Origin of the sequence: Pseudomonas sp. MYb541, from assembly GCF_037479595.1 — a bacterium.
GTDB lineage: Bacteria > Pseudomonadota > Gammaproteobacteria > Pseudomonadales > Pseudomonadaceae > Aquipseudomonas > Aquipseudomonas canadensis.
Window position 1 is genome coordinate 17,624 of the sequence record NZ_JBBGYS010000019.1, and the last position, 19,775, is coordinate 37,398.

General features: G+C 61.4%; 14 protein-coding genes. 6 read left to right on the forward strand and 8 right to left on the reverse strand.

The window, feature by feature from the left end:
• Positions 1-47: 47 nt before the first annotated feature.
• The gene (poxB, locus tag WH299_RS13630) at positions 48-1,772 is read right to left on the reverse strand and encodes a ubiquinone-dependent pyruvate dehydrogenase (protein ID WP_339550503.1); all 1,725 of its coding nucleotides are present in this window, start codon (positions 1,770-1,772) and stop codon (positions 48-50) included.
• Positions 1,773-1,849: 77 nt separating this feature from the next.
• The gene (locus tag WH299_RS13635; protein ID WP_339550505.1) at positions 1,850-3,082 is read right to left on the reverse strand and encodes an NADH:flavin oxidoreductase/NADH oxidase family protein; all 1,233 of its coding nucleotides are present in this window, start codon (positions 3,080-3,082) and stop codon (positions 1,850-1,852) included.
• A 71-nt stretch (positions 3,083-3,153) separates the two neighbouring features.
• Here WH299_RS13635 and WH299_RS13640 point away from each other — a divergent pair, with 71 nt between their 5' ends.
• On the forward strand, positions 3,154-3,558 hold the full coding sequence (locus WH299_RS13640) for a MerR family transcriptional regulator (RefSeq protein ID WP_122726781.1): 405 nt from the start codon (positions 3,154-3,156) through the stop codon (positions 3,556-3,558).
• 40 nt (positions 3,559-3,598) lie between these two features.
• On the opposite strand, the gene WH299_RS13645 is transcribed toward WH299_RS13640, so the two are convergent.
• From WH299_RS13645 to metH, 4 genes are all read right to left on the reverse strand, one after another.
• Positions 3,599-4,093 (reverse strand): DUF934 domain-containing protein, encoded by a 495-nt coding sequence (locus WH299_RS13645; protein ID WP_048727764.1) that lies wholly within the window; start codon positions 4,091-4,093, stop codon positions 3,599-3,601.
• Positions 4,077-5,735 carry a nitrite/sulfite reductase gene (locus WH299_RS13650; protein WP_016979706.1) on the reverse strand — a complete coding sequence of 553 codons (1,659 nt, stop codon included), beginning with the start codon at positions 5,733-5,735 and terminating at the stop codon, positions 4,077-4,079. The genes WH299_RS13645 and WH299_RS13650 overlap by 17 nt, the downstream gene beginning before the upstream one ends.
• A gap of 462 nt (positions 5,736-6,197) precedes the next feature.
• Positions 6,198-6,407, reverse strand: a complete 210-nt coding sequence (locus WH299_RS13655) for a DUF2970 domain-containing protein (protein ID WP_028616391.1) — start codon at positions 6,405-6,407, stop codon at positions 6,198-6,200.
• Between the two features lie 52 nt (positions 6,408-6,459).
• Positions 6,460-10,170: a methionine synthase gene (metH, locus tag WH299_RS13660; RefSeq protein ID WP_339550507.1), complete on the reverse strand. Its 3,711-nt coding sequence runs from the start codon at positions 10,168-10,170 to the stop codon at positions 6,460-6,462.
• Positions 10,171-10,336: 166 nt separating this feature from the next.
• Between metH and WH299_RS13665 the strand changes: the two genes are divergently transcribed.
• The 5 genes from WH299_RS13665 (at position 10,337) to WH299_RS13685 (ending at position 17,506) form a co-directional block, all read left to right on the forward strand.
• Positions 10,337-12,628, forward strand: a complete 2,292-nt coding sequence (locus WH299_RS13665) for a fatty acid cis/trans isomerase (RefSeq protein ID WP_339550508.1) — start codon at positions 10,337-10,339, stop codon at positions 12,626-12,628.
• 747 nt (positions 12,629-13,375) lie between these two features.
• Positions 13,376-13,966 (forward strand): antibiotic biosynthesis monooxygenase, encoded by a 591-nt coding sequence (locus WH299_RS13670; protein WP_126571592.1) that lies wholly within the window; start codon positions 13,376-13,378, stop codon positions 13,964-13,966.
• Positions 13,963-15,801, forward strand: a complete 1,839-nt coding sequence (locus tag WH299_RS13675; RefSeq protein ID WP_339550510.1) for an amidohydrolase — start codon at positions 13,963-13,965, stop codon at positions 15,799-15,801. Before WH299_RS13670 ends, WH299_RS13675 begins: the two co-directional genes overlap by 4 nt.
• Positions 15,802-15,825: 24 nt before the next feature.
• Positions 15,826-16,443: an isochorismate family cysteine hydrolase YcaC gene (gene ycaC, locus WH299_RS13680; protein ID WP_122728863.1), complete on the forward strand. Its 618-nt coding sequence runs from the start codon at positions 15,826-15,828 to the stop codon at positions 16,441-16,443.
• Between the two features lie 181 nt (positions 16,444-16,624).
• On the forward strand, positions 16,625-17,506 hold the full coding sequence (locus tag WH299_RS13685) for a LysR family transcriptional regulator (protein ID WP_122728861.1): 882 nt from the start codon (positions 16,625-16,627) through the stop codon (positions 17,504-17,506).
• Here WH299_RS13685 and WH299_RS13690 read toward each other — a convergent pair.
• A complete protein-coding gene (locus WH299_RS13690; protein ID WP_123478554.1) occupies positions 17,493-18,530 on the reverse strand; it encodes an AraC family transcriptional regulator in 1,038 nt (345 codons plus the stop codon). The genes WH299_RS13685 and WH299_RS13690 overlap by 14 nt on opposite strands.
• 1 nt (position 18,531) lies before the next feature.
• Positions 18,532-19,446: a GGDEF domain-containing protein gene (locus WH299_RS13695; RefSeq protein ID WP_028616646.1), complete on the reverse strand. Its 915-nt coding sequence runs from the start codon at positions 19,444-19,446 to the stop codon at positions 18,532-18,534.
• Between the last annotated feature and the right edge of the window lie 329 nt (positions 19,447-19,775).

A 19,775-nucleotide genomic window follows, 5' to 3' on the forward strand; every position in this document is an offset into this window, starting at 1 on the left:
TCAACTGACAGCTTGCATTCGCGAGCAAGCCCGCTCCCACATTGGGTTCAGCGCAACCAGTTGGTACGCGCCAGTTCGATCACTTCATCGCCACGGCCGCTCATCACCGCCTTGAGCATATACAGGCTGAAACCCTTGGCCTGTTCCAGCTTGATGGTCGGCGGCATCACCAACTCCTGGGTCGCGGTGACCACGTCCACCAGCACCGGGCCGTCATGGGCGAGGGCGCGGCGCAGGGCCGGTTCCAGGTCTTCGGACTGCTCCACGCGAATGCCGAGGATGCCCATGGCGTTGGACATGGCGGCGAAATCCGGGTTTTTCAGCTCGGTACCGGCATCCAGATAGCCCGCAGCTTTCATTTCCATGGCAACGAACCCCAAGGAAGAGTTATCGAACACGATGACTTTCACCGGCAGTTTCAACTGCGCCAAGGAGATGAAATCCCCCATCAGCATGGCGAAACCACCGTCACCCGACATCGAGATCACCTGCCGATCCGGAAAGGCTGCCTGGGCACCAATAGCTTGGGGCATGGCATTGGCCATCGAGCCGTGGTTGAACGAACCGATCAGCCGGCGCTTGCCATTCATCTTCAAATAGCGCGCAGCCCACACGGTGGGCGAGCCGACATCGGCGGTGAAGATCGCATCGTCATCCGCCAATTCACTGAGCAGGCGTGCGACGTATTGCGGGTGAATCGGTCGATTGGCTTTCGAGGGTTGAGCGAGGTCGTCCAGCCCTTGGCGGGCTTTCTCGTAGTGCTTCAGGGAGGTTTCGAGAAAGCTGCGATCGGTCTTGCGCGTCAGGCGCGGCAGCAGGGCGCCGATGGTTTCGCTGACATCCGCGGCAATACCCAGGCCCAGTGTGGCGCGGCGGCCGAGGGCCTGCGGATTGCGGTCGACCTGAATGATCTTGGCGTCAGTGGGGTAGAACTGGCGATAGGGGAAGTCGGTGCCGAGCATGATCAAGGTGTCGCAGTCGAGCATGGCATGGTAGCCGGAGCTGAAACCGATCAGGCCGGTCATGCCTACGTCGAACGGGTTGTCCCATTCCACATGCTCTTTACCGCGCAGTGCATGCACCACGGGAGCGCCGAGGGCGTCGGCCAGGGCCACCACTTGATCATGGGCGCCGGCACAGCCGCTGCCGCACAGCAGGGTGGTTTTCTGGCTGCTTTCCAGGATCTCGGTGAGGCGTTGCAGGTCCTGTTCCGCCGGCAGCGTGCGTGGCGCATGCAAGGCTGGCCAAGGCTTTAGCTTGTCTTCCACTTCCAGCAGCGACACATCGCCCGGAATCACCACCACCGCGACGCCCCGATTGAGGATCGCCGAACGCATGGCGCGGTGCAGCACATGGGGCATCTGCTCGGGGTTAGTCACCAGTTCGATAAAGTGGCTGCATTCCTTGAACAGTTCCTGCGGATGGGTTTCCTGAAAGTAGTTCAGGCCGATCTCCGACGACGGGATCTGCGCGGCAATTGCCAGCACCGGCACATGGTTGCGATGACAGTCGAACAGGCCATTGATCAAGTGCAGGTTGCCCGGCCCGCAACTGCCAGCGCATACGGTCAGTTCTCCGGTGGCCGCCGCTTCGGCGCCGGCGGCAAAGGCAGCCACTTCCTCGTGGCGCACATGCATCCATTCGATGCTGTCCATGGTGCGCAGGGCGTCGGTGAGGCCGTTCAGGCTGTCGCCGGTCAGGCCCCAGATGCGCTTGATGCCCGCCTGTTCAAGGGTGGTCGCCAATTGCTGGGCCAGGTTGATTTTCGCCATGAAGAACTCCAATCGTCAGTGAGGTTAAAAACTGCTGATCAATAGGGGACAGTTCGATCACGGCGGATGTTCATCCTTTAATGTGAAGATTGCGTCATGGCTGCCCGGTACTGCCGGGTACGCCGCGCCAGAAACCATTGGTCGCGCACCAACGCCATGCACGGCGCAACATTGGCTTTGGGCAAATGGCCGCGGCTGAGGCGGCGCATCTGGTAGCGCACCACGGCGAGGATGGCGAGGGACGCCAGGGGTTTGCGCTTCCAGTCGATGGGCTTGAGTTGCGGATTGGGGTCGCGGCCTTCGCGCCAGCGCTGGATCAGTTGCGGCTCCAGCGTCAGGGCCGTGGCGATCCCGGCCATGGCGACGCCGCTGTCCAGCACCTGTTGCACGATGGGCAGGCGGCGAATGCCGCCGGTGACCATCACCGGCATCTTGGCGATGGTCGCCAGTTGGCTGGCGAACTCCAGGAAGTACGCCTCACGTGCCAGGGTGCGACCGTCACGTGCTTCGCCTTGCATGGCCGGCGCTTCGTAACTGCCACCGGATAACTCCAGCAGGTCGATGGGCAACGGGTTGAGCATTTCGACCACGACGCGTGCGTCGGCTTCTGCAAAGCCGCCCCGTTGGAAGTCGGCAGAGTTTAGTTTGACGGCAACACAAAACGACGGGCTGACGTTAGCGCGCACTGCACGAATCACTTCCAGCAACAGCCGCGCGCGGTTCTCCAGGGAACCGCCCCAGCGGTCGGTGCGCTGATTGCTCAGCGGGGATAGGAACTGGCTGAGCAAGTAGCCATGGGCACCGTGGATCTGCACACCGGTAAACCCGGCTTGCTCGGCCAGGCGTGCGCTGGTGGCGAAGCGCTGGATCACGTCCTGGATTTCGTCTTCGGTCATGGCCTTGGGTGTGGCAAACATCTTCGAGAAACCGCCCAGGTCGAGCGCCACGGCGGACGGTGCAATGGCTTGCTGGCGCAGGTTGGCCGGCGTCTGGCGACCTGGGTGGCTGAGTTGTACCCAGAAGTGCACGCCGTTGTCGCGCGCCACGTCGGCCCACTCGCGAAAGCTCGCCAGGTACTGCTCGTCTTCAAGGGTCACGCCACCGGGGCCGGTCATGGCGCGGCGGTCGACCATTACGTTGCCGGTGATCAACAAGCCGGGCTCGCCCTGCGCCCAAGCCTTGTACAACTGCTTCAATTCGCGCGACGGGGCCTGATTGCCATCGGCCATATTTTCTTCCATCGCGGCCTTGGCGATGCGGTTGGAGAGGACTTGACCATTGGGCAATTGCAGGGCTTCAAAGGGTGACATGGGTTGACTCCTGAGCGGGGGAGGCCTCAGGCTAAGCTTAAAGTTAACTTTAATGTCAAGCAGGGGCGGTGATGAATATTGGTGAGCTGGCAAAGCAGAGTGGGTTAGCGGCTTCGCGGATCCGCTTTTATGAGGCCGAGGGGCTTATCAGCCAGGTGGGGCGCCAGGCCAATGGTTATCGGCGTTACGCGCCGGAGGCGCTGCAAACCCTGCAACTGATCCAGAGCGCGCAACAGGCGGGGTTTACCTTGCAGGAACTCAAGGCACTGATGCCGGCGCCGGGCGAGCACAAGCGCGAAGAGTTGATCGAGGCATTGGAGCGCAAAGTCGCGCAGATCGAAGAGATGCAAGCGCAGTTGGCCCACAGCAAGGCGCAATTGCTGGGGGTGATCGAAGCGGTGCGGGCGCAGCCGGAAGGTGTGCCCTGCAGCATGGGGCAAAAGCAGGTGCTGGCGTCGGTCAAACTCAATGCGTAAAAAAGCCCTGGCATGCCAGGGCTTTTTCATACGCCAATACTCAGCGACGACGGAACAGCGGCAGCGGTTCATCCGTGGCTGCCTGGTACGTCACCGAGAAGTCCTTGAGGCTTTCCAGCGCTTCGTACGGGTCTTTGTCGGCGCGCAGGGCGAAGGCATCGAACCCGCAGCGGCGCAGGTAGAACAACTGGTCGCGCAGCACATCGCCAATCGCGCGCAGCTCGCCTTTGTAACCGTAACGGTCACGTAGCAGGCGTGCGTTGGAGTAGTTGCGGCCGTCGGTGAAGGCCGGGAAGTTCAGGGCGATGACCTGGAAGTGTTCCACGTCGTCACCGATCTCTTCGGCTTCTTCATCGGCATCCAGCCACACGCCCAGGCCGCCGTCGCGGGCCTTGAGGGCGTGGCCGTGTTCGCGCCACAGGGCCAACGGCACGATCAGGTCGTCGCAGTTGGAGATGCCGTCGAAGCTCGCGTCCTTGGGCAGCAGGTGCCAGGTTTCATCGAGGACTTCGTTGTTCTTAATGATTCGCTGCATAGACGCGCTCCTTGAACAGGTCGATGCCGATGCGCTGGTAGGTGTCGATGAAACGCTCATCTTCGGTGCGCTGTTCGATGTAGACGTCGATCAGCTTGCCGATCACCTCAGGCATGGCTTCCTGGGCGAAGGATGGGCCGAGGATCTTGCCCAGGCTCGCATCGCGGCTGGCGCTGCCACCCAGGGACACTTGGTAGAATTCTTCGCCTTTCTTGTCCACGCCCAGGATGCCGATGTGGCCGACGTGGTGGTGACCACAGGCGTTCATGCAACCGGAGATGTTCAAGTCCAGCTCGCCGATGTCGAACAGGTAATCCAGGTCGTCGAAACGACGCTGGATCGATTCGGCGATCGGGATCGACTTGGCGTTGGCCAGGGAGCAGAAATCGCCGCCCGGGCAGCAGATGATATCGGTCAGCAGGCCGATGTTCGGCGTGGCGAAACCGCCTTCGCGCAGCTCGCCCCACAGGGTGAACAACTGGCTCTGCTCAACGTCCGCGAGGATGATGTTCTGCTCGTGGGAGGTGCGCAGTTGACCAAAGCTGTAGCGCTCGGCCAGGTCGGCAACGGCGTCCAGTTGCTTGTCGGTGATATCGCCCGGTGCAACCCCGGTAGGCTTCAGCGACAAGGTTACGGCCACGTAGCCCGGCTTTTTGTGCGCCAGGGTGTTGCGGCCACGCCAGCGGGCGAAGCCTGGATGCTCTTGGTCAAGTGCTGCGAGCTCGGCGTCCTGATTGCTCAGGGCCTTGTACTCAGGGTCGACGAAGTGTTTGGCGACGCGGTGCACTTCGGCTTCGGTCAGGGTGGTCTGGCCGCCGCGCAGGTGTTCCATCTCGGCGTCGACTTTCTGGGCGAACACCTCAGGGGTCAGCGCCTTGACCAGGATCTTGATCCGGGCCTTGTACTTGTTATCACGACGGCCATAGCGGTTGTAAACCCGCAGGATCGCGTCGAGGTAGCTCAACAGGTCCTGCCACGGCAGGAACTCGTTGATAAAGGCGCCGACGACCGGAGTACGGCCGAGGCCGCCACCGACCAATACGCGGAAGCCCAGTTCGCCGGCTTCGTTGTGCACCGGCTCCAGGCCGATATCGTGCACTTCGATGGCCGCACGGTCCGAGGTCGAGCCATTGATGGCGATCTTGAACTTGCGCGGCAGGTAGGCGAATTCGGGGTGGAAGGTGGTCCACTGACGGACGATTTCGCACCAGGGGCGTGGGTCGATCAGTTCGTCGGCGGCAACACCGGCGAATTGGTCGGTGGTCACGTTGCGCAGGCAGTTACCGCTGGTCTGAATGGCGTGCATCTGCACGGTGGCCAGTTCAGCCAGGATGTCCGGCACATCTTCCAGCGCCGGCCAGTTGAACTGTACGTTCTGGCGGGTACTGATGTGGGCATAGCCTTTGTCGAAGTCGCGGGCAATCTTGGCCATCATGCGCGTCTGGCGCGACGTCAGTTGGCCATAGGGCACGGCCACCCGCAGCATCGGCGCAAAGCGCTGAACATAAAGGCCATTTTGCAGGCGCAGAGGGCGGAACTCTTCTTCGCTCAGTTCACCTGCTAGGTAGCGTCGGGTCTGATCACGGAACTGCTTGACGCGGTCCTCGATGATGCGCTGATCGTATTCGTCGTATACGTACATATAGGTCCTGTTCTCGGCAAATCTGCGCGCACGGCCGCGCACTCCCAACGGAGCCGGCGCACGATACCAGTTTGCGTTTATGCGCAAAAGTGATGTTTGAGTATATGCAAATAACCAAAATGACTAATGAGAACGGTTATCGCGATACCCACATTTGTCATGCGGGCAATCGTCGACTTTACTGTGATCGTGTCTGAACGTTATCACCGATAAAACCGACAAGAGGCGATGCGATGAGCAATTCGACAAAAGCCCGTAAACCCGACAGTACCGTGGACGCCTGGGCCATTCTGTTCTTGATAATCCTGGTGGTTGGGACTGCCGTGTTCTGGGTCAGCCACCAGTAGTCATAGATACGGACCCCTGTAGGCGCTGGCTTGCCAGCGATTGCCTCACCTCGGTTGTCAGCCACACCGCAGTGATGCTATCGCTGGCAAGCCAGCTCCTACAGTCAGGTTGGGTTTACACCCCAGCCAGGTGCAACACCAGTTGCACGATGCCAAACAGCGTCAGCGCGAACACCGCCGTAAACAAAACCCCCAGGATCACAAAGTGGCTGGGCTTGCCGTGGGTGAAATCCCGCGCGCGGTTCTTGCCGCTTTGCACGCCAAACGCGGCGGCCATGACGCTGTGGAGCATCTGCCAGAAGGTCGGTGGCTTTTGATCGTCCATGGGTCCCTCGACATCAAGTGTGTGAGGGACAGCATAGACAATCCAGCGAGGCTTAGTTGTCGTAACCCAGGTTCGGCGCCAACCAGCGCTCGGTCACGCTCAGGTCCTGGCCTTTGCGCGCGGTGTAGCTCGCCACCTGGTCCTTGTCGACCTTGCCCACGGCGAAATACTGCGCCTGCGGGTGGGCGAAGTACCAGCCGCTGACCGCTGCCGCCGGGAACATCGCGTAGTGTTCGGTGAGGAACACGCCGCTGCGACCCGCTTCCATCTCGCGTGCCTCGGGGTCGAGCAGTTGGAACAAGGTGCCTTTCTCGGTGTGATCCGGGCATGCCGGGTAGCCGGGGGCAGGGCGGATGCCGCTGTACTGCTCCTTGATCAGCGCTTCGTTGTCCAGTTGCTCGTCCTTGGCGTAACCCCAGTAGTCTTTACGCACTTGCTGGTGCAGCCATTCGGCGCAGGCTTCGGCCAGGCGGTCGGCAAGGGCCTTGACCATGATCGAGTTGTAGTCGTCGCCCGCGTCCTGGTAGGCCTTGGCGACCTCTTCGGCGCCGATGCCGGCGGTGGTGATGAAACCGCCGATGTAGTCGGTCACGCCGCTGTCCTTGGGCGCCACGAAGTCGGCCAGGGAGAAGTTCGGCTTGCCGTCGGTCTTGATGATCTGCTGGCGCAAGTGGTGCAGTTTGGCGATCGGCTGGCCGTCTTCGCCGTAGACTTCCAGGTCATCGTCCTGCACCTGGTTGGTCGGCCAGAAACCGAACACCGCACGGGCGCTGATGAGTTTTTCGTCGATCAGCTTCTTGAGCATTTCCTGGGCGTCGGCGTACAGCGAAGTCGCCGCTTCACCGACGACTTCATCAGTCAGAATGCGTGGGAATTTGCCCGCCAGGTCCCAGGAAATGAAGAACGGCGTCCAGTCGATGTACTCGGCCAGTACGTTGAGGTCAATATTGTCCAGGACCTTGGCGCCGGTAAAGGTCGGCGCTACCGGCGTGTAGGTGCTCCAGTCGAACTGCGGCTTTTTGGCGATGGCCGCCGGGTAGCTCAGGCGTTCGGTGCGGGCGCTGCGGTTTGCGGTGCGCTCGCGCACTTCCACGTATTCCTCGCGGGTACGCTCCACGAAGCCGGCTTTCAGCTCCTTGGACAGCAACTGAGTCGCCACGCCGACTGCACGCGAGGCGTCGGTGACATACACCACGGCATCGTTGCTGTACTTGGGCTCGATCTTCACCGCCGTATGCGCCTTGGACGTGGTAGCACCACCGATCATCAGCGGCAGGTGGAAGTCCTGGCGCTGCATCTCGCGAGCCACGTGCACCATCTCATCCAGGGAGGGCGTGATCAGGCCGGACAGCCCGATGATGTCGCACTTCTGCTCCTTGGCCACCTGCAGGATCTTCTCCGCCGGCACCATCACGCCGAGGTCGACAATGTCATAGCCGTTGCAACCCAGCACCACGCCGACGATGTTCTTGCCGATGTCGTGCACGTCGCCTTTCACCGTCGCCATCAGGATCTTGCCCTTGGCTTCCGGCTTGTCGCCTTTTTCCAGCTCGATGAACGGTATCAAGTGGGCCACGGCTTGCTTCATGACGCGGGCGGATTTCACCACCTGGGGCAGGAACATTTTGCCCGCGCCAAACAGGTCGCCGACGATGTTCATGCCGGACATCAGCGGGCCTTCGATCACTTCGATCGGGCGTGCAAACGACAGCCGCGATTCTTCGGTATCTTCAACAATATGCGTGGTGATGCCCTTGACCAGAGCGTGTTCCAGGCGCTTGTTCACCGGCCAGCCACGCCACTCCTCGGTCTCGGCCTCTTTTACGCTGCCGTCGCCCTTGTACTTGTCAGCGATGGCGAGGAGGGCGTCTGTGCCGTCCGGCGTGCGGTTGAGTACCACGTCTTCAACGGCGTCGCGCAACTCGGCCGGGATCTGGTCGTAGATCTCCAACTGGCCGGCGTTGACGATGCCCATGGTCAGGCCGTTGCGGATCGCATACAGCAGGAACACCGAGTGGATCGCCTCACGCACCGGGTTGTTGCCACGGAACGAGAACGACACGTTGGACACGCCGCCGGAGGTCAGCGCGTACGGCAGTTCGTCGCGGATGTAGGCACAGGCGTTGATGAAGTCGACGGCGTAGTTGTTGTGCTCTTCGATACCGGTCGCGACCGCAAAGATGTTCGGGTCGAAGATGATGTCTTCCGGTGGGAAGCCGACTTCATTGACCAGGATGTCGTAGGAGCGTTTGCAGATCTCTTTCTTGCGCGCTTCGGTGTCGGCCTGGCCGGCTTCGTCGAAGGCCATCACCACCACGGCGGCGCCGTAACGCTTGCACAGCTTGGCGTGGTGGATGAACTGCTCCACACCTTCCTTCATGCTGATGGAGTTGACGATGCCCTTGCCCTGGATGCATTTGAGGCCAGCTTCGATCACGTCCCACTTGGAGGAGTCGATCATGATCGGCACGCGGGAGATGTCCGGCTCGCCGGCAATCAGATTGAGGAAGGTCACCATGGCCTTCTTCGAATCGAGCATGCCCTCGTCCATATTGATGTCGATCACCTGGGCGCCGGCTTCCACCTGCTGCAAGGCGACTTCCAGCGCTTCGGTGTAGTTGTCCTCGCGGATCAGGCGGGCGAACTTGGCCGAGCCGGTGATGTTGGTGCGCTCACCGACGTTGACGAACAACGAGCTGCGATCGATGGTGAAGGGTTCCAGGCCCGACAGGCGGCAAGCCTTCGGGATATCCGGGATCTGGCGCGGTGCGTAACCGGCCACGGCCTTGGCGATAGCCTCGATGTGGCCCGGCGTGGTACCGCAGCAACCGCCGACAATGTTGAGGAAGCCGCTCTGGGCAAACTCTTCGATAACCTTGGCGGTTTGTGATGGCAACTCATCGTATTCACCGAATTCGTTGGGCAGGCCGGCGTTCGGGTGCGCAGAAACGTGGGTGTTGGCCTTGTTCGACAACTCTTCCAGGTACGGACGCAGCTCGCTGGCGCCCAGGGCGCAGTTGAGGCCCACGGAAATCGGCTTGGCGTGGGCCACGGAGTTCCAGAACGCTTCGGTGGTCTGGCCCGACAGCGTACGGCCGGAGGCGTCGGTGATGGTGCCGGAGATCATGATCGGCAGTTCGATGTTCAACGCTTCGAACACACCTTGCACGGCAAAGATCGCGGCCTTGGCGTTGAGGGTGTCGAAGATGGTCTCGATCAGGATCAGGTCGGCGCCGCCTTCGATCAGGCCTTGGGTGGCCTCGGTGTAGTTTTCCACCAGTTCATCGAAGGTCACGTTGCGGTAGCCGGGGTTGTTCACGTCGGGTGACAGCGAGCAGGTGCGGCTGGTCGGGCCGAGCACGCCGGCGACGAAACGCGGCTTGGCCGGGTTTTCGGCGGTCTTGGCGTCGGCAATCTTGCGCGCCAGGCGTGCGCCCTCTACGTTTAGTTCATAGGCCAGTTCTTCCATGCCGTAGTCGGCCATGGAGATGCGCGTGGCGTTGAAGGTGTTGGTTTCGAGGATGTCGGCGCCAGCATCCAGGTAGGCTTTTTCGATGCCACCGATCACGTCGGGCCGGGTGAGCACCAGCAGGTCGTTGTTACCCTTGACGTCGCTTGGCCAATCGGCGAAGCGTTTGCCACGGTAGTCATTTTCCTCAAGCTTGTAGCTCTGGATCATCGTGCCCATACCGCCGTCGAGGATCAGGATACGTTCCTTGAGGGCTTGATGAAGGGCTTGCAGACGAACGCTACGATCGGACATGGGACTACTCTGGTCAGGCATTTCGGAGGGCGTGAATCATAACAAACCTGTGCCGATTTAGAGCATGCGCAGTTTTTGCATGAATATCGTTCATGTTGGGTGGGGGCGTGGCCCGGTAGAATCACCGGCAAATTTTCAGCGTACGTATTGAATCGGGACCGGATACATGTCACTTCGCCTCATCACCAGTGCCGTCCTGGCACTGGTCGCCTGCATTGCGCAGGCCGACGGACCCGCCCCGGCGATTTCGTACACCCGCGACATTCAACCGATCTTCACCGAGAAATGCGTGGCTTGCCATGCCTGCTATGACTCCGCCTGCCAACTGAACCTGGGCAGCGCCGAAGGCGTGGCGCGCGGTGCGAGCAAAGTACCGGTCTACGATGGCGAGCGCAGCCAGGCAACGCCGACCACTCGGCTGTTCTATGACGCTTTCGGCAAGCAGGCCTGGCAGCAGAAGGGCTTTTACTCAGTATTGGATGCACAGGGCAGCCAGGCTGCGCTGATGGCGCGCATGCTGGAGTTGGGTCATAACGCACCGCTGCAACCCAACGCCAAGCTGCCCGAAGACATCGTACTGGGCCTGAACCGCGAGAACATGTGCGCCATGCCCGGCGAGTTCAATGCCTACGCGGGTGCCCATCCCAAGGAAGGCATGCCGCTGGCGGTCACCGGCCTGACGGACCAGCAGTACCAGACATTGCAACGCTGGCTCGCGTCCGGCGCGCCTATCGATGAACAAGGCTTGGCGCCCAGCGCCAAGGAAGCGCTGCAGGTACAGCAGTGGGAAAACCTGCTCAACCAGCCCGGGGCCAGGGAAAGCCTGGTAGCGCGCTGGTTGTTCGAGCATTTGTTCCTCGCCCATATCTACTTCGAAAACGGCGAGCCGGGGCATTTCTTCCAGTGGGTGCGCTCGCGTACGCCGAGCGGGCAGCCGATTGACCTGATCGCAACTCGCCGCCCGAACGATGACCCAGGCACCCAGGTTTACTACCGCCTGTGGCCGGTGCAGGGCGTGATCGTGCATAAAACCCACATCACGTACCCGCTCAGCGCCGAGAAAATGGCTCGCATCAAAGCGCTGTTCTACGCCGGCAACTGGCAGGTCAACGCCTTGCCTGGCTACGGACCGGGCCGTCGTGCCAACCCCTTCGAAACCTTCGAGGCGATTCCAGCCAAGGCGCGTTACCAGTTCATGCTGGACAACGCCGAGTACTTCGTACGCACCTTTATTCGTGGGCCCGTGTGCCGTGGGCAGATCGCCACGGACGTGATCCGCGACAATTTCTGGACCCTGTTCCAGGACCCGGACCATGACCTCTACATCACCGATGCGCGTTATCGCGGCCAGGCCACGCCGTTGCTGGCCATGCCGGGGCAGAACGATGACGTAGGCAGTGTGCTGATCCTGTGGCTCGCTTACCGTGACAAGCGTAATCAATACGAAGCGCTGCGCCGTGACAACTATGCGGACGTTCTCGCGCCAAGCTGGTCGTCGCTGTGGGCCGGGAATGACAACGCCTTGCTGAGCATTTTCCGCCACTTCGACAGTGCCTCGGTGACCAAGGGCTTGATTGGTGAAGTGCCGCAGACGATGTGGCTGTTTGACTATCCGTTGCTGGAGCGCACCTATTATCAGTTGGCGGTGAATTTTGATGTGTTCGGCAATGTGTCGCACCAAGCCCAGACCCGCTTGTACTTCGACCTGATCCGCAACGGCGCCGAGCAGAACTTCCTGCGCCTGATGCCCGCAGACTCCCGCGAAGACTTCCTCGATGACTGGTATCAGAACAGTGGCAAGCTCAAGTTGTGGTTGGACTATGAGGCGATTGATGACGACAAGCCCACCGGCTTGCATCTGAGCGAAAACGATCCGAAGCGCGACTTTGCCAACCAGTTGCTCACGCGTTATGGCGATTTGAATGTCAGCCCGGACCCGATCAACCGCTGCACTGGCGCCTATTGCTCCCGTGATGGTATCGACCCGGCGTTGCAGGATGCCGAGCAAGCGCTGAGCCGCCTGACCTCACGCCCGGCCGCCGGGCTCAAGGTTATCGATCTATTGCCTGAAGCGACGATGCTGCGGGTTGAGACTGCCAGCGGTAAGCGTGTGGTCTACAGCATGTTGCGCAATCGTGCTCACAGTAATGTGGCGTTTCTGTTGGGTGAGGCTTATCGCTATCAGCCGGGCCTGGACACAGTGACCATCTATCCGGGTGTGTTGAGCAGCTATCCGAACTTTATGTTCAATATTCCGGCGCAGGAAGTGCCGGAGTTTGTGGCTGAAATGGAGCGGGCCAAGGATGCCAAGCGGTTTGAGAAGGTTGTGGATCGTTGGGGTGTGCGGCGTAGTCATCCGCTGTTTTGGCAGTATTTCCATGATTTGTCGGAGTACATTCGAGAGACTACGCCGGTTGAGGAGGGGGTGTTGGATATGAATCGGTATGAGAATTTGTGAGGGTTTTTTGGAGTGAATATCCGTTATTTGGGTGATGGCTGGTATTGGTTCCGCCCTTACGGCGGGTCACTTTCGAAAAGCCGGAATGCCGGCCCAGTCGAAAGTAACCAAAGCGCTCTTGCCCCAACACTCGGCACCTCGCCTAGGCTCGGTGTGCCCGAACGAAGGCTTGAATCCGTGGGCCGCCGCGATGGGCCATCCTTGGCCCAGCGCGGCTAACCCGGCGTCCTGCCGGGTTACCCACGGATTCAAGCCTGCGTTCGGCCAGCGTGTTTGACGGGGCGCCTCAGATCAAAATCAAGATCAAGAGCGACTCGCTTCGCATCGTAGATACGTTGGTGTGTATCCCGTTTTTTTGCATCATCGTTGACGACCATCGCGGGCAAGCCCGGCTCCCACAGGGAAATGCGCAGGCTTCAACGATTCGGTCGGCTACTAGGCCGCCGCGCTTTGCTTTTGATCGTGATCTTGATCTTAGGCGCCCCCCAAATCACTGTCGGATTACGGGCATACCGAGCCTAGGCGAGGTACCGAGTGTTGGGGCAAGAGCGTTTTGCTTACTTTTGACTGGGCCGGCATTCCGGCTTTTCAAAAGTGAGCCGCCGTAAGGGCGGAACCATAGGTGGCCGTTACCCAAATAACGGATATGTACCCAACCCAACCCAAACAGCACGTACATCCAATTTTCCCCACCCCAACCCCCGCAAACTCCCTCATCGCTGAAACATCAAGGCAGAGGACCACGCCATGGACCCAGCAACAAAACCAACCCCCGACGAAGTCGTCACCCTGGTGGTCAAACACCTGATCAAACCAGGCCGAGAAACCGACTACGAAGCCTGGCTACGCCGCATCGTACGCATCGCCGGCGCACGCCCAGGCCACCTCGGTGTCGACGTGGTGCGCGGCAAGCAAGGCAGCCTGGCCCTGTTCACCTGCGTATTGCGCTACCGCTCCACCGACGACCTGGAAACCTGGCTCGACTCCCCCGAGCGCAAAACCCTGATCGCCGAAGCCACCCCCATGCTCGCCGACGGCGACAACACCGAAATCGGCGCGGTCAACGAATTCTGGTTCAACCCCGAAACCCCAAACGCCGCCAAGCCACCGCGCTGGAAGCAGGCAGTAGTCACGCTGTTCGTGATCCTGCCGCTGACCCTGCTGGTGCCGATCATCTGGGGCCCGGTGCTGCGTCTGCATCCGTTCCTCTCCAACTACGTGGTCGCCACTTTCCTGGTAACCCTGACCATCGTCCTGCTGGTGGTCTACCTGCTGATGCCGGCGGCCACCCGCCTGTTCGCTCCCTGGCTCGAAGCCTCCGTAAAGGAAACCCTATGAACGCCGACCTGATTCTGTTCAATGGCCAGTTCCACACCGTGGACCGTGAAAACCCCCGCGCCACGGCCGTCGCCATCCACCAGGGGCGCTTCGTCGCCGTGGGCACCGACGGTGAAGCCATGGCCCTGCGCGGGAGCGGTACCCAGGTCATCGACCTCATGGGCCGCACCGTGATCCCCGGCCTCAACGACTCGCACTTGCACCTGATCCGTGGCGGTCTGAACTACAACCTGGAACTGCGCTGGGAAGGCGTGCCGTCACTGGCCGATGCCTTGCGCATGCTCAAGGACCAGGCCGACCGCACACCGACGCCGCAATGGGTCCGCGTGGTCGGCGGCTGGAACGAATTCCAGTTCGCCGAAAAACGCATGCCGACCCTGGAAGAACTCAACCAGGCCGCACCGGATACGCCTGTATTTGTGCTGCACCTGTACGACCGCGCCTTACTCAACCGCGCCGCCCTGCGTGTGGCCGGCTACACCAAGGACACGCCGAACCCGCCGGGCGGCGAGATCGTGCGTGACAGCAACGGCAACCCCACCGGTATGCTGGTAGCGCGACCCAACGCGATGATCTTGTATTCGACCCTGGCCAAGGGCCCGAAACTGCCGCTGGAATACCAGGTCAACTCGACCCGCCAGTTCATGCGTGAACTCAATCGCCTAGGCCTTACCAGCGCCATCGATGCCGGCGGTGGTTTCCAGAACTACCCCGATGACTACGCGGTGATCGAGCAGTTGGCCAAGGACGAACAGTTGACGGTGCGCATCGCCTACAACCTGTTCACCCAGAAGCCCAAGGAAGAACTCAGCGATTTCAAGAACTGGACTGGCAGCGTCACCCTGCATCAGGGCGATGACTACCTGCGCCACAACGGCGCCGGCGAGATGCTGGTGTTTTCGGCGGCCGACTTCGAAGACTTCCTTGAGCCGCGCCCGGACCTGCCGTTGACCATGGAGCAGGAGCTGGAACCGGTGGTGCGTCACTTGGTGGAGCAACGCTGGCCGTTCCGTTTACACGCGACCTATGACGAATCCATCTCGCGCATGCTCGACGTGTTCGAAAAGGTCAATCGCGACATTCCGTTCAACGGCCTGCCGTGGTTTTTCGACCACGCTGAAACCATCACGCCGAAAAACATCGAGCGGGTGCGGGCGCTCGGTGGTGGTATCGCGATCCAGGACCGCATGGCGTTCCAGGGCGAGTACTTCGTTGAGCGTTACGGCGCCAAGGCGGCCGAAGCCACGCCACCGATCAAGCGCATGCTCGCCGAAGGCGTGCCGGTCGGCGCGGGCACTGACGCTACGCGGGTGTCGAGCTACAACCCTTGGACCTCGCTGTACTGGATGGTCAGCGGTCGCACCGTTGGCGGCCTGGAGCTGCACGCCGAAGGCCTGCCGCGCCTGACGGCGCTGGAACTGTTCACCCACGGCAGCGCCTGGTTCTCGTCCGAGCAAGGCAAGAAGGGCCAGATCAAGGTTGGCCAACTGGCGGACGTCGCGGCGCTGTCGGCGGACTTCTTCAGTGTCGATGAAGAAGCCATCAAGTGGATCGAATCGGTGCTCACCGTGGTCGGCGGCAAGGTGGTCTACGGCGCCGGTGACTTCGAAGATTTCGCACCGCCCCGCGTGCCGGTGCTGCCGGACTGGTCGCCGGTGGTCAAGGTGCCGGGTCACTGGCGGCCGAGTTCGCCGTTGCAGGCTCAGGTTCACCAGTGCAGAGGCCCGTGTGGCGTGCATTCCCACAGCCATGAAAAGGCGCGGCTTTCCAGCGTGCCGGTCAGCGACTTCCAGGGATTCTGGGGTGCGTTTGGCTGCTCGTGTTTTGCTTTCTGATCAAACCCCCGAAGGAGTTAACCCATGACTTACAAACGTTTGAACAAAGATGACGCCGTTGTCCTGTTGGTCGATCACCAGACCGGCCTGATCTCACTGGTCCAGGACTTCTCCCCGAACGAATTCAAGAACAACGTGCTGGCCCTGGCTGACGTAGCGAAGTTCTTCAAGCTGCCGACCATCCTCACCACCAGTTTTGAAAGCGGCCCTAACGGCCCACTGGTGCCCGAGCTGAAAGAGCTGTTCCCGGACGCGCCATACATCCCGCGTCCTGGCCAGATCAACGCCTGGGACAACGAGGATTTCGTCAAGGCGGTCAAGGCCACCGGCCGCAAGCAGATCATCATTGCCGGCGTGGTGACGGATGTGTGCGTTGCGTTCCCGACCCTGTGCGCCCTCGATGAAGGCTTCGAAGTGTTCGTGGTCACCGACGCCTCCGGCACCTTCAACGAAACTGTGCAACAGGCCGCCTGGGCGCGCATGACAGCAGCCGGTGCCCAATTGGTGAACTGGTTCTCCGTGGCCTGCGAGCTGCAAGTGGACTGGCGCAACGACATGGAAGGCCTGGCCAACCTGCTGTCGCCGCGCATTCCCAACTACCGCAACCTGATGAACAGCTACTCGGCGTTCACCGCCAAGTAAGCTTCGCCACGGAACACCGCTGAACCCTGTGGGAGCCGGGCTTGCCCGCGATGGCGGTGTGTCAGTTGACAGCAATGTTGGCTGACACACCGCCATCGCAGGCAAGCCAGCTCCCACATTTGATTTGTGGTGTGGCGACATACCCGTTATAAAAACCGCAAATGTCCACCGAGAAGCGACAATGAACCCCTTCGAAGACATGCGTCTGTTCTGCCAGGTCATGGAATCCGGCAGTTTCACCGCCGCCGCCGAGCAACTGGGCCTGTCCAAGCAGTTCGTCAGCCGCCGCCTGATCCAGCTGGAAGACCGCCTCGGCGTGCGCCTGCTCAACCGTTCCACGCGCCGTCTGGATGTCACGCCACTCGGCCAGAGTTACTACGAATCCGCCTTGCGCCTGCTCGGTGAAGTCGAGCAAGTGGAGCAGGGCATCGCCGGGCAGAACAGCGAACCGCGCGGCACCATCCGCCTCAGCGCGCCGTTGTCGTTTGCCATGGCGCACCTGGGCTGCCTGTTGCCGCTGTTCCTGCAGCGCTATCCCCAGGTGTCGGTGGAGGTTGACTTGAGCGACCGCCCTGTGGACCTGATCGGCGAAGGCTACGATCTGGTGCTGCGCATCGGCACCCTGGAGGATTCCACCTTGATTGCGCGCCGTATCGCCAGCATCCCCCGGGTGTACTGCGCCAGCCCCGACTACCTGGCCCTGCGCGGCACACCGCAAAAACCCGAAGACCTTGCTGACCACGACTGCCTGCCCTACGGCCATGGCCGCCAGGTGCAATGGCGTTTCAAAGGCAAGCTACAGGCGCTGAACGTGAGCGGGCGTATGCGCGTGAACAACGGCGATTTGCTGCGCGACACCGCCGTCGCCGGCTTGGGTGTGACCTACCTGCCGACCTTTATCGTCGGCGATGCGTTGAAGGACGGCCGCCTGGTTACTCTCTTGGACGAGTTCGCTCCCGAGGCGTTGACCCTGTCGGCGGTGTACCCGCAACACCGGCAAAGCTCGCGGCCGGTCCAGGCGCTGGTGGAGTTCCTGCGCGAACGCCTGGCTAGCGGCTGTTGAACAGTTGGCGGATCAGGTTGGGCGTGCTGCCGGTCCAGCGCTTGAATGAACGGCGAAAGTTCGCTGCGTCGTTGAAGTTCAGGTACGCCGCCACTTCGTCATTGCTGTAGCCCTTGACCTGATACAGGTGCAGCGCCACTTGCTTGCGCACACGGTCGACCTGTTGCTGAAAGCCGGTGTCGTGTTTGTGCAGCTTGCGCTTGAGGGTCGCCGGGCTCATGGCGAAGGCCTGCGCGGCGTGTTCCAGGCTTGGCGGCTGGCGCACCTGCTCGCGCAGGTAGTCGTAGAGACAATCCAGAAAACTGCCGGTGAAACCCAGCTGTTCGATCTGCTCGCGGGCTTGTTGGCGCGCTACCTGGCCGGCGGTGGCCGAGGCGCCCGGCCAGGCGCGGGTGAGGTGTTCGCGCGGGATGCTCAGCATGTCCAGCGGCCGCTCGAAACGCGTGTCTTCCCCCAGGTGCACCCAGTATTGCTCGACATAGCGCGGCTCGGCATGGCTAAAGCTGGCGGTCCACGGCAGGCGTTCGCCGCTGAGCCATTGGCTCATGGCAACCAGTGAGGTCATGCTGGCTTCAAGCAAGAAGCGCCAGTGCTCGCCGGCGCCGCAACTGTCCAGCCAATACAGATAGGCGTGGTGCTCATCCAGCTCCAGTTGCAGGGTGACCAGCGGGCTGAGCAACACCTGTTGCTGGATCAGGATATCCAGGGCCTGGTGCAGGTTCTGTGCATGGCCCAACGCATGACTGGCGGCGCCGTAATAACCGGGCAACAGGCGTTGGCCAAACAGAAAACTGCTGTCGTCTGCGTCGAGCAGTTTGCGGCTGTTGCCGATCAAACCCAGGAACTGCTGCGGGCTTAGCCGCGCCGTGCCGGCCAGGATGTCTTCGTGGAACAAGCCGGTGCCGCGCAGCAGGCGGTGGCTGTCGATGTCCCGGGACAGGGCCAGGTCGATCAACGTGGCCGGTTGATAGTGCCCGGGGATGAAGCGGCTGTCGGCCTCGTACCAGCTGGTTTTAACGGCCATTTCAGGCACTTTTCGCCAGGGGTTGCTTGGCCCTGGCCAGGGCCAGGTTGAGGCGCTTGAGCAAGTCGTGGGGTGGCTCGTTCAGGGCCATGACCACGGCGGTGGTCGCCGCCAGTTGCAGGCGCTCACCGTGCAGCCGGGTCTTGTGGGCCAGGCCGCGCACGGCCTGCTGCAACTCTAGCGCCAGCTCCTTGGCCTGGCGCTCGCCAGTATTGGGCAGCAGCACCACAAACCGGTCACCGGCCAGGCGGCACAGCAGGTCCTGACGGCGCAGGTTGAGCAACAACAAATGGCTGAGCGCCTGCAACACCGCATCGCCTTCGGCATGCCCGTAGGCTTGGTTGATGGCGGCGAAGTTGTCCAGGTCCAGGGCCAGCAGCGACAGCGGTTGTTGCTGCGCGTGGCTGTCTTGCAGGCTGTCGGCCAACTGGCGCTTGAGGTAGTCGGCACCGGCCAGCGGCGTGAGTTTGTCGAACAGCCGATGCTCGCGGAACAGCCGCTCGCGCTTTTCCATCTGCGCGCTGATCGCCAGTTGCTCGCGGTGCCAGTGGTAGATGCCGATGGTCAGCAGGATCATGCCCACCGGCATCGGCCCGGACTCCAGCCAGTGATCCCAGGTAATGCTGTCGGGCAGGCGGATGAACTCATCGAGGCTGTCGATCCACCAGGAGAAGAAAATGCACGACAGCCCTAGCGCCAGGTAGTTGGTGACGCGCCCGGCGGGGCGGCTTTTCAGCACCAGGCCCAGCCAGACCAGCGCCAACAGCGCGGAGCCGCCTTCGCCGAAGATGTCCAGCCACACCCATTCGCTGACGCTCTTCAACTCGCCACAGGCCAGGTGCAGGATCAGCCCGAGGTTGGCGGCGATCAGCAACAGGGAGAGTTTCCAGCGGTGGGGTTTGAGCACGGAAAACATGGCCGCGAGTCCTTGGGCAAAAAAGCGATGGGCGCCAGCACAGCAGATGGATGTGACGGTTGCGTGACGGTGGGGAGGGGTCGAATCAGCTCATGGCATACACCCGATCCCCGGCCAAACACAGAACAAATGTGGGAGCTGGCTTGCCTGCGATAGCGCTGGGTCAGGCAATCGAGCTTTAACAGACAGACCGCTATCGCAGCGATGCGGCGGCCCGACAAGCCAGCTCCCACACTTTAAGCCGAGGTCAATTCAGCTCATTTGTTCGCTTAAAACCGCTCAAAACCCCGGTTTACGGGGTTTTCAGGCGACCCCTGTCACAGAACCGT

Bases quoted from the DNA above. Each gene is read 5' to 3' on its own strand.
- poxB (WP_339550503.1), bottom strand. From the start codon at position 1,772: ATGGCGAAAATCAACCTGGCCCAGCAATTGGCGACCACCCTTGAACAG.
- WH299_RS13635 (WP_339550505.1), bottom strand. From the start codon at position 3,082: ATGTCACCCTTTGAAGCCCTGCAATTGCCCAATGGTCAAGTCCTCTCC.
- WH299_RS13640 (WP_122726781.1), top strand. From the start codon at position 3,154: ATGAATATTGGTGAGCTGGCAAAGCAGAGTGGGTTAGCGGCTTCGCGG.
- WH299_RS13645 (WP_048727764.1), bottom strand. From the start codon at position 4,093: ATGCAGCGAATCATTAAGAACAACGAAGTCCTCGATGAAACCTGGCAC.
- WH299_RS13650 (WP_016979706.1), bottom strand. From the start codon at position 5,735: ATGTACGTATACGACGAATACGATCAGCGCATCATCGAGGACCGCGTC.
- WH299_RS13655 (WP_028616391.1), bottom strand. From the start codon at position 6,407: ATGGACGATCAAAAGCCACCGACCTTCTGGCAGATGCTCCACAGCGTC.
- metH (WP_339550507.1), bottom strand. From the start codon at position 10,170: ATGTCCGATCGTAGCGTTCGTCTGCAAGCCCTTCATCAAGCCCTCAAG.
- WH299_RS13665 (WP_339550508.1), top strand. From the start codon at position 10,337: ATGTCACTTCGCCTCATCACCAGTGCCGTCCTGGCACTGGTCGCCTGC.
- WH299_RS13670 (WP_126571592.1), top strand. From the start codon at position 13,376: ATGGACCCAGCAACAAAACCAACCCCCGACGAAGTCGTCACCCTGGTG.
- WH299_RS13675 (WP_339550510.1), top strand. From the start codon at position 13,963: ATGAACGCCGACCTGATTCTGTTCAATGGCCAGTTCCACACCGTGGAC.
- ycaC (WP_122728863.1), top strand. From the start codon at position 15,826: ATGACTTACAAACGTTTGAACAAAGATGACGCCGTTGTCCTGTTGGTC.
- WH299_RS13685 (WP_122728861.1), top strand. From the start codon at position 16,625: ATGAACCCCTTCGAAGACATGCGTCTGTTCTGCCAGGTCATGGAATCC.
- WH299_RS13690 (WP_123478554.1), bottom strand. From the start codon at position 18,530: ATGGCCGTTAAAACCAGCTGGTACGAGGCCGACAGCCGCTTCATCCCC.
- WH299_RS13695 (WP_028616646.1), bottom strand. From the start codon at position 19,446: ATGTTTTCCGTGCTCAAACCCCACCGCTGGAAACTCTCCCTGTTGCTG.